Annotated in this window: 17 protein-coding genes and 2 pseudogenes; 8 read left to right on the top strand and 11 right to left on the bottom strand. The window is 42.0% G+C overall.

All coding sequences use genetic code 11. The features are described 5' to 3' along the window. Window positions 1-147: 147 nt before the first annotated feature. Together htpK and sspD are read left to right on the top strand one after the other, a co-directional pair. Complete coding sequence (gene htpK / locus AC4CV5_RS07840; protein ID WP_166853407.1) at window positions 148-849, top strand: transcriptional regulator HtpK; 702 nt, start codon at window positions 148-150, stop codon at window positions 847-849. Between the two features lie 131 nt (window positions 850-980). Continuing rightward, the gene (gene sspD, locus AC4CV5_RS07835) at window positions 981-1175 is read left to right on the top strand and encodes an acid-soluble spore protein SspD (RefSeq protein ID WP_003218568.1); all 195 of its coding nucleotides are present in this window, start codon (window positions 981-983) and stop codon (window positions 1173-1175) included. A 10-nt stretch (window positions 1176-1185) separates the two neighbouring features. Here sspD and AC4CV5_RS07830 read toward each other — a convergent pair whose 3' ends face one another. The 4 genes from AC4CV5_RS07830 to AC4CV5_RS07815 form a co-directional block, all read right to left on the bottom strand. Then, window positions 1186-2331, bottom strand: a complete 1146-nt coding sequence (locus AC4CV5_RS07830; protein WP_166853409.1) for an anti-sigma factor domain-containing protein — start codon at window positions 2329-2331, stop codon at window positions 1186-1188. After that, window positions 2328-3083, bottom strand: a complete 756-nt coding sequence (sigI, locus tag AC4CV5_RS07825; RefSeq protein ID WP_490922409.1) for an RNA polymerase sigma factor SigI — start codon at window positions 3081-3083, stop codon at window positions 2328-2330. Before sigI ends, AC4CV5_RS07830 begins: the two co-directional genes overlap by 4 nt. A gap of 264 nt (window positions 3084-3347) precedes the next feature. Then, window positions 3348-4142 carry a TerC family protein gene (locus AC4CV5_RS07820; protein ID WP_490922407.1) on the bottom strand — a complete coding sequence of 265 codons (795 nt, stop codon included), beginning with the start codon at window positions 4140-4142 and terminating at the stop codon, window positions 3348-3350. A gap of 259 nt (window positions 4143-4401) precedes the next feature. After that, complete coding sequence (locus AC4CV5_RS07815) at window positions 4402-5037, bottom strand: DedA family protein (RefSeq protein WP_166853414.1); 636 nt, start codon at window positions 5035-5037, stop codon at window positions 4402-4404. Window positions 5038-5240: 203 nt separating this feature from the next. On the opposite strand from AC4CV5_RS07815, the gene AC4CV5_RS07810 reads away from it, so the two are divergent. The 3 genes from AC4CV5_RS07810 to AC4CV5_RS07800 all read left to right on the top strand — a co-directional run bounded on the left by AC4CV5_RS07810 (window position 5241) and on the right by AC4CV5_RS07800 (window position 10455). Beyond that, entirely contained in the window at window positions 5241-7643 is a 2403-nt protein-coding gene (locus AC4CV5_RS07810; RefSeq protein WP_490922405.1) for a putative bifunctional diguanylate cyclase/phosphodiesterase, read from the top strand. Between the two features lie 88 nt (window positions 7644-7731). Next, window positions 7732-8616: a non-homologous end joining protein Ku gene (gene ku / locus AC4CV5_RS07805; RefSeq protein WP_446680243.1), complete on the top strand. Its 885-nt coding sequence runs from the start codon at window positions 7732-7734 to the stop codon at window positions 8614-8616. A gap of 3 nt (window positions 8617-8619) precedes the next feature. Further along, complete coding sequence (locus tag AC4CV5_RS07800) at window positions 8620-10455, top strand: DNA ligase D (RefSeq protein ID WP_490922403.1); 1836 nt, start codon at window positions 8620-8622, stop codon at window positions 10453-10455. 100 nt (window positions 10456-10555) lie between these two features. On the opposite strand, the pseudogene AC4CV5_RS07795 reads toward AC4CV5_RS07800, so the two are convergent. Both AC4CV5_RS07795 and AC4CV5_RS07790 read right to left on the bottom strand, forming a co-directional pair. Then, a pseudogene (locus tag AC4CV5_RS07795) lies at window positions 10556-11569 on the bottom strand (glycosyltransferase family 2 protein). 12 nt (window positions 11570-11581) lie between these two features. Next, the gene (locus AC4CV5_RS07790) at window positions 11582-13276 is read right to left on the bottom strand and encodes a DUF6044 family protein (RefSeq protein ID WP_248602661.1); all 1695 of its coding nucleotides are present in this window, start codon (window positions 13274-13276) and stop codon (window positions 11582-11584) included. A gap of 197 nt (window positions 13277-13473) precedes the next feature. Between AC4CV5_RS07790 and AC4CV5_RS07785 the strand changes: the two genes are divergently transcribed. After that, on the top strand, window positions 13474-14286 hold the full coding sequence (locus AC4CV5_RS07785; RefSeq protein WP_490922401.1) for a metallophosphoesterase: 813 nt from the start codon (window positions 13474-13476) through the stop codon (window positions 14284-14286). A 27-nt stretch (window positions 14287-14313) separates the two neighbouring features. On the opposite strand, the gene AC4CV5_RS07780 is transcribed toward AC4CV5_RS07785, so the two are convergent. After that, the gene (locus tag AC4CV5_RS07780; RefSeq protein WP_490922399.1) at window positions 14314-14865 is read right to left on the bottom strand and encodes a YkoP family protein; all 552 of its coding nucleotides are present in this window, start codon (window positions 14863-14865) and stop codon (window positions 14314-14316) included. 91 nt (window positions 14866-14956) lie between these two features. Between AC4CV5_RS07780 and AC4CV5_RS07775 the strand changes: the two are divergent. Continuing rightward, a pseudogene (locus tag AC4CV5_RS07775) lies at window positions 14957-16071 on the top strand (MGDG synthase family glycosyltransferase). 19 nt (window positions 16072-16090) lie between these two features. Here the strand turns inward: AC4CV5_RS07775 and AC4CV5_RS07770 are convergent. From AC4CV5_RS07770 to AC4CV5_RS07760, 3 genes are all read right to left on the bottom strand, one after another. After that, on the bottom strand, window positions 16091-16555 hold the full coding sequence (locus AC4CV5_RS07770; RefSeq protein ID WP_166853431.1) for a MarR family winged helix-turn-helix transcriptional regulator: 465 nt from the start codon (window positions 16553-16555) through the stop codon (window positions 16091-16093). A gap of 133 nt (window positions 16556-16688) precedes the next feature. After that, entirely contained in the window at window positions 16689-16871 is a 183-nt protein-coding gene (locus AC4CV5_RS07765; protein ID WP_166853433.1) for a stress protein, read from the bottom strand. 87 nt (window positions 16872-16958) lie between these two features. Next, window positions 16959-17114, bottom strand: coding sequence for a hypothetical protein (locus tag AC4CV5_RS07760; protein ID WP_003218545.1), 156 nt, complete (start codon window positions 17112-17114; stop codon window positions 16959-16961). A 193-nt stretch (window positions 17115-17307) separates the two neighbouring features. On the opposite strand from AC4CV5_RS07760, the gene AC4CV5_RS07755 reads away from it, so the two are divergent. Continuing rightward, window positions 17308-17640, top strand: coding sequence for a MerR family transcriptional regulator (locus AC4CV5_RS07755; RefSeq protein WP_003218544.1), 333 nt, complete (start codon window positions 17308-17310; stop codon window positions 17638-17640). Window positions 17641-17682: 42 nt separating this feature from the next. Here the strand turns inward: AC4CV5_RS07755 and mgtE are convergent, their stop codons facing one another. Continuing rightward, complete coding sequence (gene mgtE, locus AC4CV5_RS07750) at window positions 17683-19038, bottom strand: magnesium transporter (protein ID WP_166853435.1); 1356 nt, start codon at window positions 19036-19038, stop codon at window positions 17683-17685. Between the last annotated feature and the right edge of the window lie 192 nt (window positions 19039-19230).

The following is a 19230-nucleotide window of genomic DNA, read 5'->3' as shown; positions in this document are numbered from 1 at the left end:
AAGGAACCTGTATACTTAAATTATAAATCATCCATTTGAAAATGCAAGGAATTCGACGTATGATGTTAATGTAATTGCTGGCGCTTCAATTTTGAACTCATACATAGACTTATATTCCGCGTCAAATTGTTTAAAAAGAGGTGAACAATGAACATTTTTAAACTCACTCGAACCGATATGGTGCGGCTGCTCTATTCCCTAAAAGGACAAGGAGAAATAAGCCCGCTCGACATTCTCGTCCAATCAGCGAACATGTCGGCAGAAAAAGCAGCCAATCATCTTGAAATTCCTGAATTTCTTACAAGATACGAACGAAAAAAACAGAGAAAAGAATACGGCCTTTCTACAAACGAAATCGTAGAGCTTGGCAACCTATGCGAGCTAACTTCGTTAAAGTCCACTGCAATTCAAAACTGGGTAAAGCGTGATATCAAGGATTTGATCGGACACCCTGAGCTGGGCAAAAAATACTCAGTTGAACAGGCAGTTATTCTTTTAATTGTACGTGATTTAAAATCCATTTATGACTTTGAACACATACGGGCTATTTTAAAAGTGGCCTTTAACACAATCTCAGACAGAACCGATGATGTCATCAGCCCGATTGCTTATTATGAAAGCTGTGCATATGTACTTGATGCCGTTCATCACCAAGACACACCTTCTATGAAAGAATCGAATCTGCAGGAGATCGTCGAACAGGAGACAGAGCGTCTCCGCCACCGTTTTGAAGAACTGAATGACAGCCAATGGCTTAAAATCAGACAGATTATCGCCATTACAGTCCTCTCCATTTTGACGTTCCATATTCAGGCAACCGCACATAAAATGACAGCAGACATTTTATAGTCTGCGTTACCCCCGGCTCGGAGGCCGGGGGTTTCTAAAGATCCACAACAATTGCCAGCATAAATAAACCCCGTACATTTCAAACTAAGTACGCGTTAAGAATTTCTTTATAAAAAAAGGAGATGAAAAAGATGGCGAGCAGAAATAAACTCGTTGTTCCAGGGGTGGAGCAGGCATTAGACCAATTTAAACTCGAAGTGGCTCAAGAATTCGGTGTGAACCTTGGTTCTGATACAGTCGCACGCGCTAACGGCTCTGTAGGCGGGGAAATGACAAAGCGGCTGGTACAGCAAGCACAATCACAATTAAATGGCACAACTAAATAAATTCAGGTCTTTATTCGCCGGGGTCACTCGGCGAATCTTCAGTTTGAGCTGAATGATTATCACTGCTGTAGCCGTTTGGATTACGGCGGTCAGAAGCGTTATCCCTGCTGGACGAAGAACGGTTCCTGCCTTGTTCACCGTTATTCCAGTCCCTGTGATATTGGCTTTGCCCCTTTTCAGTGCGATTGTCTTCATTTCCTTTATCTTGAGGAGCTTGTGTTGGGGTTTGCTCATGATCCCCATCTTTTTCGGCATTTGTGTTTTCATCTGATTCCTTTACATTTTTATCTTTTTCACTATCATTACTCTGTTCATCCGGTTTATCTTCTTTCTGGTCTCCGGAATCGGTATCATCCAGCTGTTCATTATCTTCTTGTTTACCGTCCTGGGGGTCAGTTTGATCAATATTTTCATTCTCATTTCCGCCACTCTTTTGATCCTCTTCCACGGATGGATCGCTGGAGTCATCTTTTGAGTCTTTATTGTCATTCTTTTCATTTGATTTGATGTAGCTGCCCGTTGAAACGCCTTCCTTCTTCGCTTTTTCCCTCGTCTGCATATCTGACTCGAGTGATTCCATGCGGTATGTCGTTTTATATTTTTCCGTCACATCATTCAGCTGTTTTTTCACAGCTTTTTTATATGTATTATCTTCCGTATTTTCATAAACAGTGGAAATCAATATTTCTTTCGATTTCTTTACATAACCGTGCTCGCTGCAGTCGGTTATAATATCGTCAATCACCTTTTTAAAATCAGTCTTCTCCCAATCATCTATATCATTCACGACCTTCTTTCCCTCATCGTTTAGAGGCGTCAGTTCAATCACTTCGTAATCGCTGTTTAACGCCATTTCGAAGCTTGGATTGATATCGATTGTCATATACGCATAGGCCTTATTATTAGAAAAAACGGGGAGAACTATAAAAATAAAAAGCATAATAGCAGTCATCGTAACAATCCCCATTTTGAAAGGGCGCAGTTTTAAAAAATCAAAAAAGCTGGCCCTTCTGCCCATGCGTGATTCACTTGGAAGCATAATTTCTTCTCCGATTTCATAGCTGCGGCGATCATTTTTGGCTTTTAAAAATTGTCCGTCAGGGGTCAGCAACGTGACGAATTTTCTATTTTTCTCTACTATAATCCCTCTTCTCATGAGTGCAGCACCCCTTTAAGATAATCTTTTAAATAAATATAATCACCTGTAATAATAATACACATCGCAATAATATATTTTCTGTTTCTCTCAATCGTTTTTCGGCTTACAGAGACAAGCTGTTCTAGCTGTTTCACCGGAAGCTGTTTCTTTGTATACAGAATAGCGGCCAATTCTTCATGTTCAACAAGAGTCATTGCCACCTTTATGGCGTTTTGCCTAGCGTCAGCATGCTTTGGAGAGTTTTCAAGCAGCTCTTTAAATGACAAACCATAATCTTTGAGTTGCTTTTGAAAATAGAGGATTTCCTCCCGCCTCTGCTCCTGTTCAACCTGACGGCGGTATTCATCAATGGAAAGCTCGGCTTCAATCAGGTTTTGTGATGACTCCTGATCGTCTCCTTCCTGTAAATCGATATTGATATTTTGTGCGCTTCTGGCTTCTTTTCGAATGTAATCAATGACTTTTCTTTTTATGATTAGCTCAGCAAATGCGAGCAGAGAATTGCCTTTTTCAGGTGAGTATTTTTCAATAGCTTCATTAAATGCGATCAGTCCGATGCTGAACTCATCGTCTTTTTCATCTATATATCGTTTACAAACGGATGAAACCGTCTTTGCGATAAATGGCTTATATTGCTGTATTAATTCATTTTGCAGATCTTTATTGCCTTTTTGTATACTTTCAACCGTTTTTTCAAGCGTTTGCTTCTTTTTTCCCAATTTAAACAAAAGGCTAAGCACTGGTTTCACCTCAGTTCCTCCCTATAACTACTCATTAATGATAGCTAATTTGATAGGGATTCGCAAAGGAGAAAAAGAAATATTGATTTCCAATGTCTCAATTGTGACAAACCATTCCGACGTACTATACATGATTTCGTGCCTTTCTAGAGAATTAAGGGGGTTTTATACGTGTTTTTTGTAACAATGCTGTTATAAAAATGTTATTTTATTTCGCCCCTGAAAACGCTTCAAACATGAAAAGACTCTGCTTTTTAAGCAGAGTCTTTCAAATTACGCCTGTTCTCGGCTGCTGTTTTTTTGTTCGTTTTGTACGCCCTCCGGCTGTTTTTTTCCACCTGACATGAACCAGCCGCAAATCGCGATTGCCGCTAAGACACCCCAGAATATGAGCTTCCATGTTCCAGAATGGATAAAGTGTTCAGAAACAACTGCTATGTCGTGATGGGCAAGTGTATATAAAGCAAGCTTCACTCCGACCCAGCCGACAATCACAAAGGCCGCTGTTTCTAGGCTTGGACGTTCCTTTAATAACTTTACAAACATTGAAGCTGCAAACCGCATGATCACCAGGCCGATGATACCTCCGGCCAAAATGACCATAAATTGTCCTCCGTCTAGTCCGCCAATCTTTGGAAGCGATGTTCCAGGAAGCGTAACCGCCAGCGCGACTGCCGCTAAGATGGAATCGACCGCAAAAGCAATATCTGCCAGTTCAACTTTTAAAACAGTCGGCCAAAAACCACTTTGCTTCGTCTCTTTATGCGTGTCTTCTTTCTTAAACACATATCTTTTCAATAAATGGCTTGCTGAGATATACAGCAAGTAGATCGCGCCAATCGCTTGAACCTGCCAAACGTTGACCAAAAAAGAAATTGCGAACAAAGAGCCAAACCGCAGAACAAAAGCCCCTGCCAATCCATAAAATAACGCCTTTTTTCTTTTTTCCTCCGGCAAATGTTTTACCATTACCGCCATAACCAGCGCGTTATCGGCGGCTAAAATCCCTTCCAGGCCGATCAAGACGAGAAGAACCCAACCATACTCTAATAATAATGCTGCATCCATAAATGATACCCTCCCAAAAAAGTTGTTTTCTTTCTCTTCATCCGATCTTATGCCGGCCGGACCATGCAAAAAAGACCTTTGCCGACATAAGGCAAAGGTCTTGCTAGACATGAATTCAGGCATGCCAACAAAGCCGATGGATATCGCAATCCATGAAATGACGACTTTGTTTCCGGAAAACATTCCGGACGCTACTCCCCTTTGGGATTTCAAGAAATATGATATTATACGTCAATGATATGCGCAGCGCGATACTTTGTCAACGTTTATTTTTTAAAAATACAGATAAATGTTCGGATTGCGTGCGTTTCTTCCTCTTTTTTATCAGCAAGTAGAGCAGGAACAGCGCCAAAATCGCTATCCCAACAGGAAGCATATATTGATCGAGAATAGAGCCGACTTCCTTCCAATTTTCACCGAGCTTCACACCGAGATAAACATATACAAATGTAATCGGCAGCATCGCGATGAACGTATAAAGCGAAAACACCCATACGTTCATTTTTGCAATTCCGCACGGTATGGAGATCAATGTCCGGATGCCTGGCAAGAAACGGCCGCTGAAGGCTACAAATCCCCCATGCTTTTTGAAAAATTCATCCGACTTATCAAGCGCTTCAGGCTTAATAAAGAGGTACTTTCCGAAACGTTCAAGAAACGGCCTTCCTCCGTACCGGCCTATCCAATACAGCGTAAGCGGGCCGGCCACTCCTCCAAGCGATCCCGCCAAAACAGCGCCAAAAAGTGTCATATCACCTTTAGAGACCCAATAACCTGCAAGCGGCAGGACGATTTCAGCAGGAATAAACTCAATACAGAGCGCAAGAAATATTCCAACATAAGATAAGCTTTTAAATGCTTCTATCCATGACATAACCAGCTCTTCTATAGCCATCACTTCCCCTTATTTATGTATAATGCATTTAAGTTTTTTCGGCAAACGTCAACATGATTTTAACACATTTTTCACGGTCAGCTGAACTAAAAATGGATTTTACCGTATTTCTATGGTCTTATAGGCTGAAACTCTGCGGTTAAGCAGCCGATAATATAGAGAGTCAACAAGACTGGAACTCACGACACGGGGGGAATCTCCACTTGGAAATACACGTTACATATAATACGACGCTTATATGTTTATCTATTCTTATTGCCTGTGCCGCATCGTACATTTCCCTTGAACTGTCAAGGAAAGTTACTATCTATACAGGTTTAAAAAGCATAGTGTGGCTGATCGGCGGCTCACTTATTATGGGATTCGGTATTTGGTCAATGCATTTTGTGGGGATGATGGCCGTCCATATGGAGATGCCGATGCAATATGAATTCATGCCTTTAATTGCATCCATTGGCGCAGCTGTTTCCGGATCATTTGTGTCGTTATATTTTGTCAGCCGGCACATTCTTACATATTACAGACTGCTCACAGGCTCAGTTGTGCTTGGCGCATCTATAGCATCTATGCACTATATCGGAATGTCTGCCATTTCCCGGGTAATGATTAATTACGAACCGATTCTTTTTACAGCGTCCATTATCATTGCGATTGCGTCATCTTTCGTCTCGTTAAAAATATTCTTTGACTTGGCCTTAAAAAAACATTCCGATCATCTGATGTTTTATAAAGTTATCAGTTCAATTGTAATGGGTATGGGGATTGCAGGCATGCACTATACAGGTATGCTTGCGGCAACTTTCCACGAGGACATGGGACCGCCCGGAAGCCATGTGGAGGTGCAAACGTTTCATTGGTCGATTTTTGTTACGTTAATTATTTTCTGTATACAAACATTATTATTATTCAGTTCCCATGCTGACCGAAAGTTTATAAAACAGAGCGAACGCATAAAGGATAACGAGCAGAGGTTTCAGTCTTTAATTGTCCACAATATTGATGCGATCTTTATTTTGTCATTAGAAGGAGACATTATATCATCCAATCATGCTGGCGAGGATATGATCAGCAAATTCGGCTTTAGCATGCGCGATTGGAGACATTATACATCACAAAAGATTCAGCGCCTTTTTGAGCAAGTTAAAAAAGATAAACAAGCGATTAACAGCGATAGCGATCTTATCACTGAAAAAGGCCAGTTTCACTTAAATATTACGCTCATACCTGTTGAGGTCAATCAAGAGCTGGATAGCATTTATGTCATTTGCAAAGACATGACAAAGCAGTACAGAGCAGAAAAAGAAATCCATAAAATGGCACATTATGATTCACTTACAGATTTACCTAACAGACGGCATGCCATCTCACACTTAACTGAGGTGCTGAGGCGCGAGTGCACCTTGAATTATAACACCGTAGTATTCTTTCTGGACTTAAACCGGTTTAAAGTGATTAACGATGCTTTAGGACATAATATCGGCGATCAGCTGCTTCAGCTAGCAGCTAAACGCCTGTCATCTATTGTCCCTGATAATGGATTTATCGCTCGTCTTGGCGGAGATGAATTTATTATCATATTGACGGACGTCAATATCGGAACAGGCGAAGCAGACGTTTTAGCAAGAAAAATTATCCAAAAATTCAAAAACCCTTTCAAAATCCAGGATCACACGCTTGTCATATCTGTCAGTATCGGGATTGCCATATCACCGAAAGACGGGACGGACGGTCTTGAATTGATGAAAAAGGCTGATATGGCGATGTATGCCGCTAAAGAACGAAACAAGAGCAAATACAGATACTATTCTTTTTCGATCGGCAACAAAGAAACCGTCAAGCTTAACCAAGAAATGATGCTTAGAGAAGCAATCGAAAACAATCGATTTGTCTTGCACTATCAGCCGCAATTCAGTGCAAAAGACCAAAAAATGACAGGTGCAGAAGCGCTGATACGCCTTGTCACACCCGACGGGCAGCTGCGTCCGCCCGGGGAATTCATCGGTGTTGCTGAAGAAACGGGACTCATAATTGATATCGGAAAGTGGATTATAGATGAAGCATGCAAGCAGGCAAGGGTTTGGTATGACAAAGGCTATGACCTTTCTGTCGCCATTAATATTTCCGCCAGACAATTTCAATCTGAAGATCTGATTCCCCTGATCAAGGACACGCTTGATAAATACCAGCTCCCTCCGCAGCTTCTTGAAGTGGAAGTGACAGAAAGCATGACAATGGACAATCTTGATCACTCCAAGAAGGTTTTGTCGTCTTTAACGGAATTAGGTATCAGAATCAGTATTGACGATTTCGGAACGGGACACAGCTCCCTTAGCTATTTGAAGGATTTTCCGATTCATAGGCTAAAAATTGACAAATCATTTATCGACGATATTCAGACCCACCCGAAATCAGAGCAAATTACCGGGGCCATTATTGCCATGGGACACCAGCTGTCGTTGCAGGTGATTGCTGAAGGCGTGGAAAATTCAGCCCAAAAACAGCTTCTTTACGAAAAAGGCTGTGATCATTTACAAGGCTTCTTTTTCAGCAGGCCGATACCGCCGGAACAACTCGAACAATTGATTCTAGAACAGCCGCCGCAATAACAGTGCCGGCTGTTTTTTTACCCATAAGTTACTACACATGAATCATACCCCTCCTCTTCACACTAAAGAAAAAAAGGGGTTTATCGACATGCATACAATGTGGAAGGGCTCTATCAGTTTCGGATTAGTAAACATCCCCATCAAGCTATATGCGGCCACAGAAGATAAAGACATTAAGCTGCGCAGCCTTCATAAAGAGGATCACGCGCCAATTAAATACGAAAAAATTTGCACGAATTGTGAAAAAACACTCAGCCCTGATGAAATTGTGAAGGGATATGAATATGTAAAAGGAAAATATGTGGTGCTGACGGACGAAGATTTAAAAAGCTTAAAACAGGAGCATGAGGAGAAAGCGGTTGAAATTGTTGATTTTGTCCAGCTTCAGGAAATTGACCCGATTTATTTTAACCGCTCCTACTTTGTCGGACCCGGGGATAACGGCACGAAAGCCTATACCCTGCTGCGTGAGGCACTGCGATCAACCGGAAAGATCGGCATCGCCAATATGACAATCAGATCGAAGCAGCAGCTAGCCATTCTCCGTGTTTATGAAAATTGTATCGTTATGGAGTCTATCCATTATCCGGATGAAGTCAGAAGCGCTGCCCATGTCCCAGGTGTACCGGATCAATCGAATGTCAACGATAAGGAACTGCAAACCGCTATCACATTAATAGATGAGCTGACTGCTGAGTTTGAGCCGGAGAAATATGAGGATACGTACCGGCACGCCCTGCTGCAAAGAGTCAACGACAAGCTTGAAAATAAAGAAACAGCCGTCACTCCTGATAAAGCGCCTCCTCGTGAAGATGTCATTGACCTGGTCAGCGCCCTGCAAGCCAGCATCGACCGCACCAGAAAGCCGAACGGGGAAACCCCGGCAGCCGAACCAGCACAAGCCGCTGAACCGAAAGGAGCCGGAGATAAAAAACGAAAAACGACTAGAAAAAAAGCCTCCGGTACGTCATAGCCTATGGCGTTTACCATGCAGCCCGTCCTTACTTCGTCACCGCCAATAGGAGCAGAATGGCGGTACGAAGTAAAATATGACGGGTACCGCTGTATTCTCCGCATCCATTCAGCAGGTGTGACCTTAACCAGCAGAAATGGCTTGGAGCTTACCAGTTCCTTCCCTGAAATCACACAGTTCGCCAAAACCGCCTTTCAGTATATGGAAAAAGATCTTCCGCTGACATTTGATGGCGAGATTGTATTTTTGGTGAACCGTTGCCGTTCAGATTTTGAACACATTCAGGTGCGGGGACGATTAAAAAGGCCAGATAAGATTCAGGAATCGGCAAACGTGCGTCCGTGCTGCTTTCTTGCCTTTGATCTGTTAGAGCGCCAAGGAGAAGATGTATCGTCTCTTTCGTATCTGGATAGGAAAAAATCGCTGTACGATCTCATGTCTGCGGCAAAGCTCCCTGTATCTCCAGACCCTTACGCAAAGGAGACCATTCAGTATATTCCCTGCTATGACCATTTTGAACCGGTTTGGGAGATGGTTACGAAATATGATGGAGAAGGAATTGTAGCGAAGAAAACAAACAGCAAATGGCTCGAAAAGAAGCGGTCCTCCGATTGGCTTAAATATAAAAACTTTAAACAAGCTTATGTTTGTATAACAGGGTTCAACCCAAACAATGGATTTCTGACGGTGTCTGTGTTAAAAAACGGCGTAATGACGCCGGTTGCCTCTGTCTCACACGGGATGCGCGATGAGGAAAAAAACGCCATACGCAAGATTATGGAACAACACGGACATCAAACACCTTCAGGCGAATATACGCTTGAACCATCAATTTGTGCATCCGTTCAATACTTAACGATTCTCCAAGGCACGTTAAGAGAGGTATCGTTTGTCAGTTTTGAATTCCATATGGACTGGACAGAATGCACGTATGCTCAGGTCATACGCCATTCCAAACCGGTTCATCCAGATCTTCAGTTCACTAGCTTGGATAAAATCATATTTGAAAAGAATAAAAAAACAAAAGAAGATTTTATTCAGTACATGATTGAAGTCAGTGACTACCTGTTCCCATTTCTAAAAAACCGTGCTGTCACCGTCATCCGTTATCCGCATGGATCAAGGAGCGAGTCGTTTTTCCAAAAAAATAAACCGGACTATGCGCCGGATTTTGTTCAATCTTTCTATGACGGAAGCCATGAACATATTGTCTGTGAGGATATGTCCACTTTATTATGGCTTGCCAACCAGCTTGCTTTGGAGCTTCATGTCCCTTTTCAAACCATTCAAAGCAGGCGTCCGGCTGAGATTGTTATTGATTTGGACCCGCCTTCACGAGATGACTTTCTCATGGCTGTACAGGCTGCAAATGAACTGAAGCGGCTGTTTGACTCCTTCGGCATCACATCGTATCCGAAGCTGTCCGGCAACAAGGGCATCCAGCTTTACATTCCCTTGTCCCATGAGGCATTTACGTATGAAGAAACACGACAGTTTACACAGCTAATCGCTGAGTACTGCACCAATGCATTTCCCGAGCTATTTACAACAGAACGCTTGATTAAAAACAGGCACGGCAAATTGTATCTGGATTATTTGCAACATGCAGAAGGAAAAACGATTATCTGTCCTTATTCAACAAGAGGAAACGAGCTTGGCACTGTCGCGGCACCGCTCTATTGGCACGAAGTACAAACATCCTTAACACCCGCTATGTTTACAATTGATACTGTAGTTGATCGGATTAAGAAACAGGGCTGCCCATTTTTTGATTTTTACCGTAACCCGCAAGACGAACCTCTTAGCGCCATTTTGCATCAGTTGAAGAAAAAGAGCTGACTTTCACAGAAAGTGTGAAGTTTGCGCGGGCAGGACGCCTAAGCCATTAGCACCTATCAACACGACAAAAGAGCTGACCAATAAAGTCAGCTCTTTCCATTCAACTGTACTTTTTTTCTAACCGCTCTTTTTCCTGGCGCTGGAGCGGACTTAGCGGCTCATTATACAAATCGATATCAATCGCATACTTCGGCCGACTTTTCACTTCGGAAAAAATCGTTCCAATATACTCTCCGATGATCCCGATTCCCATTAATTGCAGCCCGCCCAAAAACCAAATGGAAATGATGAGCGACGCCCAGCCCGCATTTGTATGGCCGAGCAGCTTTTGAATAAATGCGCCAACCCCTGCCACAGCGCTGAGGAAAAATAAGACAAAACCTAAAAGCGTAAAGAATCGAATCGGCGCGACACTGAACGATGTAATCCCGTTAAAAGCAAATGATAGCATTTTTTTGAGGGGATATTTCGTTTTACCGGCAAAGCGTTCCTTACGGTCATACAAGACTTCGGCTGATCTAAAGCCGATCATGGGAATAATGCCTCTTAAAAACAGATTTGCTTCCGGATAGCGCTCAAGCTCTTCAAGCGATCTTTTATTCATTAAACGAAAATCAGCATGATTATAAATTAATTTAATCCCAAGCTTATTCATGAGTCGATAAAATCCTAAAGCGGTCGTACGCTAAAAAAAGGTGTCGGTTTTCCTACTGCGGCGGACACCGTAAACGATCTCGCAGCCCTCATGATATTTCAGCATAAAATCACGGATCACAGAGATGTCGTCCTGAAGATCAGCATCAATGGAAATGACGCAGTCTGACCTGTTCTTTGCTTTATGCAGCCCGGCTAAAAGCGCTTTTTGGTGGCCGACATTGCAGGCTAATTTTAAGCCCGTAACCTTCTTGTTTCTTATACTCTCCATAGCAATCAAAGCCCAGGTGCGGTCCTTGCTGCCATCATCGACAAACAGAATTTTACTGTCTTCAGCGATTAACTTTTCTTCAATTAAGCTGTCTACAACCTCTGTCAGCTGACGGCTTGTCTCTTGAAACACTTCCTCTTCATTGAAACACGGAACGACGATGGTTAATACTGGCTGTGACTGTTTCAATCGATATCCTCCTTATCTGGTTTCATATAAATAAATGCGCCAGGCGGAATCTTGATGGTCAAATGTCTTAACGAGCGCGAGACGGTTTTGATCCGCATTCTTGATCGGAACTGAAGAAAAAATATAACGCCCGCCCATTTTTTTAAATACATCTGTATTTAATTGTAGATTGTTAATCGTTTTCTTCGAGTTCTTTTTAAAATCATATCGCTTACCGAGTTCATCAACGAAAAGGTAGCAGCGGCTGCCCCATTCATCAAAATATTGTTTCAGGCGAGCGTTTTTTTCAAGCTCTTTTTCGATGATTTTCCTAAATTCATATTTATATGAGAGCGGGTACAGATTGTTATACGTATCTAACGTGTAAAACCCGTTATATTGGGCGATAGACGGATGCAGTCCGATGCTTGCCACCCTGTACGAATCTTGCGGACGCCCGATATATTCCTTAATTTCTTTGAATTGCTCGGATGCATAAAACTCCCGGAATGTCGGGGCATTATAGTGTACGCCATACGTATATTCTTCATTAAAAGGCGCCAACACCATCAGCTGTGCAGCGACCGCGGCATATACAAGCCATTTCCACCCTCTTCCCATCCGCCAAATGAGATATAAAGCAAGTGCAAAGCTCACGTATATGACAAGCGGCCGCAGAAAATGAAAACGGGCAAAATTAAATTCGGCTAAAAAGGCAAATTTCTGCTTTGGCACTGCCCATATTTTGTTGAACCAAAACGCATACCATAATGACAGTCCGTAATTAAGTACACATAAAAACAGGTAAACATTTTCTAACTTTGTCCGATTTCGCTTGAATAACACAGCTGCAAATACGAGCAGCAGGATCGGAAGGATGACAACGGTATGAACGGTCATCACATGATTATGTCCATAAACAAAGTTTTTTACAGATAGACGAAGAGAATGCCAAACATCATGTCTGGATGAAATAAATTCAATCCGATGCATCGGTGCATGCGAGAACAGCATCGAATAGACAAGCCGATATTCAACGAAAAGATAAATACTCGTCATAAATGCTATACTGCCTAAAAAAATCAGGTTCAATCTTCTTTTTGTGATAGCATCATACAGCCAGAAGCACGCCATTCCTGCCAAGAAAAAGAAGAAGCCTAAGACAAAGCTTGAATATAAAGGAAGCAAACCGAGCGTCAGCCACTCTCTCCATGAGATATCCCCTTTTCGGATATTCAAAAAAGCCCACAGTGCCAAAGGATATCCAAGCGTACTCAGCATTCCCGAAGGCCAAAAAGGTGTTAAGGCAAATGCCAGCGATACGCCAATTCGGATGAAAGCCGCCTTTGGCTCCGGGACCACATGCTTCTTCAGCAGCACATACATTCCAAAAAAAGCGACAACCCTTGTAATCGTCTGGCTTATTGCATAGGCAGTCATGGAAGAAAAGAAAGCATGCAGCCAAACAATTCCGCTCAACTCAGTGCCAAAGGCATCCCGCGGCAGCCCGTTAATGATTTGCGGAATGGCCGCGTCAACCTTGCCGATAATTTCTCCGCTATCTGCCAGCACCTTGTACCAAGCGATATTGGAATCTAAATTGTCATGAACGCGAATATGGGCATCTTCCTTCAAAATAAAAAGCGGGGATACATACAGTAAAAGGAGAAATAATGCGATCCAGAGATAATATGTTTCTTTTTTGTGTTGTCTCATTAATCGTAACATCGCTTACACATCCATCTGTTATTCTGACTCCATATCCGGCATGTTCTGCCTCATGTGTCAAAATTTATTATCCCTTTTCCTTTCCAAAACATTCATCAGATGACAATCCGTTTTTCAACCTGTCTCTTACCCATTAATTCCCGCTATCCATAAGGCTCGATTACTTACTATACTGATAGGAGGGGAGGGGATATATTTTGTTTACAATCTTACTTTCATTGGCCATACTCGTATCTGTGCCATTTATATATAAAGCGAAACGCAATACAAAAGATGTTAAGGTCAACACCATTTCAATCGATCAAAAAGACGGCCTGTCAGCCAGAAAAAAATTAAATATCCTTCATTTATCAGATCTTCACTTAGAAAACATTTCTGTTTCACCTGAAGAGCTGTATCATTTAACAAAAAATCAGCCTGTGGACATCATTGCGCTTACCGGGGATTTTCTAGATCGGAAACGTAATATTCCGAAGCTGGCAGGTTACCTGAACGCATTGCAAAAGCTGAAGCCTGCATATGGAATGTACGCGGTGTTCGGTAACCACGATTATGTATTGAAAGAAAATGACTTTCAGAGATTGAAACATGTTTTAGAGGAAAACGGCTGTATCACACTGCAAAATGAACATGTTCAAATCGAGACGGCAGCAGGGCCTGTCAATATTATCGGCATTGATGATTACAGCACGAATCGCAGCAATATTACCGGCTCTTATCAAAATTTAGAAAACGGCTATCATCTTGTATTAACCCATGATCCAAACATTATTCTGGACATGAAAGATGTTCATTATGATTACCTGCTTTCAGGTCATTTTCACGGCGGGCAAATTCACTGGCCAAAACCGTACCATTTGGTGAAAATGGGCAAGCTTGTGCGCATGAACATGGTGAAAGGCCTACATTATCACCATGATAAACCGTTTTATATCAGTGAAGGCTTAGGACAAACCGGTGTGAATATCCGTGTCGGAAGCCGTCCTGAAGTGACATTTCATCAGATTTAATCAAAAAAGACTGTGCTGACCAAGGCATCAGTCTTTTTTTTGATAGGTTTTCTGAAGCTTTTCTTTCGAAATAAACAAATAGGATGTATTCGGTAAATGCCGCAAGCTCGCCGGCTTTGAAGTGAGATATGAAATCGGCATATGGGTGATCTTTTTAAAGCACCTGTAAAAAGGATTGACCGGGGTGACCACATCAAAGCCGAGTCTTTCCACACCTTTGTCAAGCATTGTAATGCCCACAACCCCTTTAATTTTTTCAGTTTTTTTATGATTATTGATGTAATCCAAAAGAATCGGCATCGATTGATACACTTTTTGATAGATAATGATTCCCTTTCTGACTGCGCTATCAATGCTTTGCAGTTCCCTGACCAGCTTAATGTTGTGCAAGTGGATTTTAACGAGTACATCATTTTTTCTAATATGCGTTCCGTCGCTCAGTACGACATGATGTCCTTTGTACTTCGTCAGCCTGACTCGTAAGACGCTTTTTCGATCTTTGTCAATCAAGGTCAGTCTTGAAAAAAAGAAATAAATCGGGTCAACCATTCTCCAAATGGAAAGGAAACAGGTTTTCATCTCTTCACCTTCCTTATGATCAAAAACACCCTTATATTTTGTGAACGTTCTCCCCAAAATATAGTTGCCATATTTTTTAAGGAGGACCATTATGAAAAACATTCTCATTTTCCCTTTTTTAAGCATCTCCACCGGACATCACCATGTTGCAGATGCCCTTCAGGCTGAACTGGAGTCTCAAGGGCTGACAGCTGAGAAAATTGATATCTTTTCCCATACGTATAGACGGTTAGAAAAACTGTCCTCTGAGGCGTATTTAAAATGGATTCAATATTTCCCGAAAACGTACAGCAGCATTTACAGGCTCCTCGCCTGCGGACAATATCAGAATGACAAACGCTATACCATGTACGAATGGCTGTTCACACAACAAATGAGGCACATCCTCAAAGAAAAACAGCCTGATGTCGCATTCTGCACACACGCGCTGCCTTCTTATCTGCTGAACCGGTTAAAGCCGGAATATCCGAATATGAAGGTTGTAAATGTGTACACTGATTTTTTTGTGAATCAATTATGGGGACGGGAGAACATTGATCACCATTTTGTTCCTATTATGGATGTCAAGAAGCAGCTCATGTCTGAAGGAATCGATCAGAAAAACATATACTTGACCGGCATTCCCGTTCACCGGATGTTTGAAATGGGATCAGCAGACACTGGCCAGCATCATCCGCCATACACCATCATCATCACAGGCGGCAGTATGGGGGTCGGGGGGATTTTAAAATGGGTTCAGGATCTGTCGCCAGGCGGAAACATCTTATACAAAATATTATGCGGCAGGAACGAAAAGCTCTACTGCTATGTCAAAAGTTTACGCCACCCTTTTATTGAGGCGATTCCCTACCTTCACAGCAAAGCAGAGATGAATCGTTTATACGATCAAGCCGCTGGCATCATGACAAAACCCGGAGGCGTGACCATCAGCGAATGCTTACAGAAACGGCTTCCGGTATTTATTTATCATTCGCTGCCGGGACAGGAGGAAATGAATTTAAACCTTCTAAAGGAAAGGAAGCTTGTCACCGATATGAGAAACTGGGACATGCAGGAAGCAGAGGAGCGTATTGCGGCATTTTTTCAATCGAATGAACAGGTGAAAGAATATGAAAAACATGTCAATGGATATCTTGGCGAAATAGCTGACTGGAAGATGGAAGATGTTTTAAAAAGAATCATATGAAACAAAAAAACACTCCCTGAAACAGAGAGTGTAGAGTAGTTAACGAAACAGCAAATGCTGGCTGTGGATGCCTGCTTTTTTCAGCAGGACGATCAGCTGATCCTGTTCATCAGGCGAAAGGCCTGAAAACGCTCTCGCAATACGCATTGCATGAATTGGATAAATTTTATCCAAATACTCATTTCCCTTGTCAGTTAAATGCGCGTAAACGGAGCGTTTGTCTTTCGGGTCCTGCTCCCTTACTAAAAACCCGTTTCTTTCTAATTTGTCAATAACATATGTGACGTTTCCGCTCACAAGCAGAAGTCTCGACCCAATTTGCTGTAATTTTTGCGGGCCTCTTGTGTACAGGAGCTCCAGTACAGCAAATTCAGTGGGATTAAAGCCGTGCTCTTTGCTATCACGGATACTATGTTCAGACACACTTTTGAAAGCCCTTGCAAAAACTCTGTACAAATTCATCGCACGCTCAACTTCTTCTTCGTTAAACGATAATCTCATCATATCTACCTCGTATATAGGATTTTTATAAAAAAATAATGAAAACCCTTACATATAATAAGAGTTCAGTCCCTTACTATACGTATTCGCTATAATTCGAGAAATTCCTTCTAAAAGCAAAAAAAATCCTTATACATTATCTTGTATAAGGATATTTTTTGTGATTTTGAATGTTGCGAAAGAAATAAGCATATTCCTTCCGAAGTTCAGAAATCGTCATTTTGTTCATGACCTCTTTATTATAAACTCCAATTTGACAGAGTTTTTCAGAATAATGGCTTCGTTCTTTTTCTAAAGCAGATTTCAATAAATTACTCATAGCGTCCTCCTTCATTTTGAGGTATCCTATACACAAGATACTCTTTTTAAATGAACGTGGTATGAATCTAATGTAAAGAATTTATATCTACGAGGATTTTCGGTAAAGTCCGTTTTGAACTGATCGTAATAATTGAAAAGCATGTTCTCCGGCAAGCTGCATAAACGTCTCCAGCATTTCATCACGCTTGATATCCAACTCTATAATTTCTTTTGCCAGTGAGACCGCTTTTTCTTCCTCCATGATTATCCTTCCTCCTCAGTTATTCGTTACATAAAGGATAAAACGCATTTGTGTGTTACGCATTATTCTTGTTAATTTTTCTTCCGTGTTTTTTCAAAAATCTTCTATTTGATGTTAGAAAATATGACAAGCGTCAGGTTTTTTCGCTTTGTTTTTTATATACTATTATTAAAAGACATCCAGGGGTGGAAAAATGGCCACAGAAGATCATTCTTATAAAGACAAAAAAGTGATTTCAATCGGGATTGTGAGTGAATTGACAGGATTGTCCGTAAGACAGATCAGGTATTATGAGGAACGAAAGCTCATTTACCCGCAGCGTTCTTCAAGGGGAACGAGAAAATACTCTTTTGCCGATGTGGAGCGGCTGATGGATATTGCCAATAAGCGTGAGGACGGCGTACAGACAGCAGAGATTTTAAAAGATATGCGAAAAAAAGAGCAAATGTTAAAAAACGATCCGCAAGTGCGAAAAAAAATGCTGGAGGGGCAGCTTAATGCTCACTTTCGGTACAAAAACCGTTAAATGATAAAAGTCCGACTCGCAATTGAGACGGACTTTTTACTTTTATAATGAGTGTATGAATGCAGTGGCAATGCCAAAGTAAATTAACAAAGACAAAATATCGTTTAACGTTGTAATCAGCGGTCCTGAAGCGATCGCAGGGTCTACTTTCAGCTTGTGCAAAATAATAGGGATAATTGTTCCTGACATCGTGCCGATAATTAACGTAAAGAACAGTGAAGAAGCGACAACAAATCCCAGCAGCGCGTTCCCCTGCCATAAGATAGAAACAATTGCAATCAGCACCGAACAAACCGCTCCGATATAAATACTTGTTCTGAACTCCCGGAAGATCAGGCGTACAATCGTTTTTTTGTTCAATTCTTCTTTAGACAACCCTCTGATGACAACCGCGAGGGATTGTGTTCCCGTATTTCCTGTCATCCCCGATACCATCGGCATGAAAAACGCCAGCGCGACAACCTGCTGCAGCGCATCTTCAAAATAACTGATAATGCTTCCTGAAATCAGCCCGATAAATAAGAGCAAAATCAGCCATGGCAGGCGTCGGTATGCCGCCACGTAAGCCTTTGTGTCAAAGGTGATGTCTTTACCGGAAGCGGCAAATTTTTCGTAATCCTCATCAGCTTCCCGAATGACGACGTCGATAATATCATCGACTGTTACAATGCCGACAAGCACGTTGTTTTCTTCTACAACCGGGATCGCCAAGAAATCGTAACGTTCAATCAGGCGGGCAACTTCTTCCTGATCCTGAAGAGCGTCTGCTGATATGACACGGGTAAACATTAAATCCTGCACCTTTTCTTCAGGTTCGCCCAGAATCAAATCGCGGTAGGATAGTACGCCTACCAGCTGTTTGCTTTCATTGATGACATATAAGTAGTTGATTGATTCAGCTATTTCAGCAAAGCTTTTCAGTTTGACGACCGCGTCTTTTACCGTGTAATGCTGCGGAATCCACACAAACCGGTTTGTCATCATGCGTCCCGCCGAATCGGCCGGATAATTCATCAAAAGCTGTACAGCTTTTGATTCTGACGCTTCCATGCTGGACAGAAGCTGTTCCTTCAGTTCCTCGTCCATTTCTTCAAGCAATTGAGCGAGGTCATCGTTGTCCATTTTGTTCATCGCCAGTGTTGCTTTTGTTTTTCCAACTTTATTTAAGACGGCAAGCTGATATTCGCGTTCCAGCTCCCCGATCATATCAGTGATATCATCTACAGTTAAATAAGATAAATAGCGGGCGCGGTGTTTTTCCGGCATTTCCTTAAAAATAAATGCCATATCATAGGGCTGAAGCTCATCAATCACGCTTCTGAAATCCCTGATTTTCCCGTCTCGCAATAAAATAATGATGCGTAAAATGAGTTCGTCATAGGTCATGTTTTGAACCATCGGGACTCGTACCTCCTCTACGGAGACGTGCCGGCCTCGGAAGGTGCGGCAGATCGTCTCCTCATCGTGTAATCAATTGTCTTGCTGTCATAGTATATGGGTACTTCTTCAGATTGACTCGAATGGGGAGAATCCATACTCCGCACCTCCTTTGATTAGTTTCGTTTTAAAGGCATAAAAAAAGCCTTCGGG

Source organism: Bacillus sp. NS1, assembly GCF_058248265.1.
This window is presented reverse-complemented; position numbering and strand designations above follow the sequence as displayed.

What these genes read in the sequence shown, in the direction of transcription:
- htpK (WP_166853407.1), top strand. Translation starts at nt 148, where the DNA reads ATGAACATTTTTAAACTCACTCGAACCGATATGGTGCGGCTGCTCTAT.
- sspD (WP_003218568.1), top strand. Translation starts at nt 981, where the DNA reads ATGGCGAGCAGAAATAAACTCGTTGTTCCAGGGGTGGAGCAGGCATTA.
- AC4CV5_RS07830 (WP_166853409.1), bottom strand. Translation starts at nt 2,331, where the DNA reads ATGAGAAGAGGGATTATAGTAGAGAAAAATAGAAAATTCGTCACGTTG.
- AC4CV5_RS07820 (WP_490922407.1), bottom strand. Translation starts at nt 4,142, where the DNA reads ATGGATGCAGCATTATTATTAGAGTATGGTTGGGTTCTTCTCGTCTTG.
- AC4CV5_RS07815 (WP_166853414.1), bottom strand. Translation starts at nt 5,037, where the DNA reads ATGGCTATAGAAGAGCTGGTTATGTCATGGATAGAAGCATTTAAAAGC.
- ku (WP_446680243.1), top strand. Translation starts at nt 7,732, where the DNA reads ATGCATACAATGTGGAAGGGCTCTATCAGTTTCGGATTAGTAAACATC.
- AC4CV5_RS07800 (WP_490922403.1), top strand. Translation starts at nt 8,620, where the DNA reads ATGGCGTTTACCATGCAGCCCGTCCTTACTTCGTCACCGCCAATAGGA.
- AC4CV5_RS07790 (WP_248602661.1), bottom strand. Translation starts at nt 13,276, where the DNA reads ATGTTACGATTAATGAGACAACACAAAAAAGAAACATATTATCTCTGG.
- AC4CV5_RS07780 (WP_490922399.1), bottom strand. Translation starts at nt 14,865, where the DNA reads ATGAAAACCTGTTTCCTTTCCATTTGGAGAATGGTTGACCCGATTTAT.
- AC4CV5_RS07770 (WP_166853431.1), bottom strand. Translation starts at nt 16,555, where the DNA reads ATGATGAGATTATCGTTTAACGAAGAAGAAGTTGAGCGTGCGATGAAT.
- AC4CV5_RS07765 (WP_166853433.1), bottom strand. Translation starts at nt 16,871, where the DNA reads ATGAGTAATTTATTGAAATCTGCTTTAGAAAAAGAACGAAGCCATTAT.
- AC4CV5_RS07760 (WP_003218545.1), bottom strand. Translation starts at nt 17,114, where the DNA reads ATGGAGGAAGAAAAAGCGGTCTCACTGGCAAAAGAAATTATAGAGTTG.
- AC4CV5_RS07755 (WP_003218544.1), top strand. Translation starts at nt 17,308, where the DNA reads ATGGCCACAGAAGATCATTCTTATAAAGACAAAAAAGTGATTTCAATC.
- mgtE (WP_166853435.1), bottom strand. Translation starts at nt 19,038, where the DNA reads ATGGTTCAAAACATGACCTATGACGAACTCATTTTACGCATCATTATT.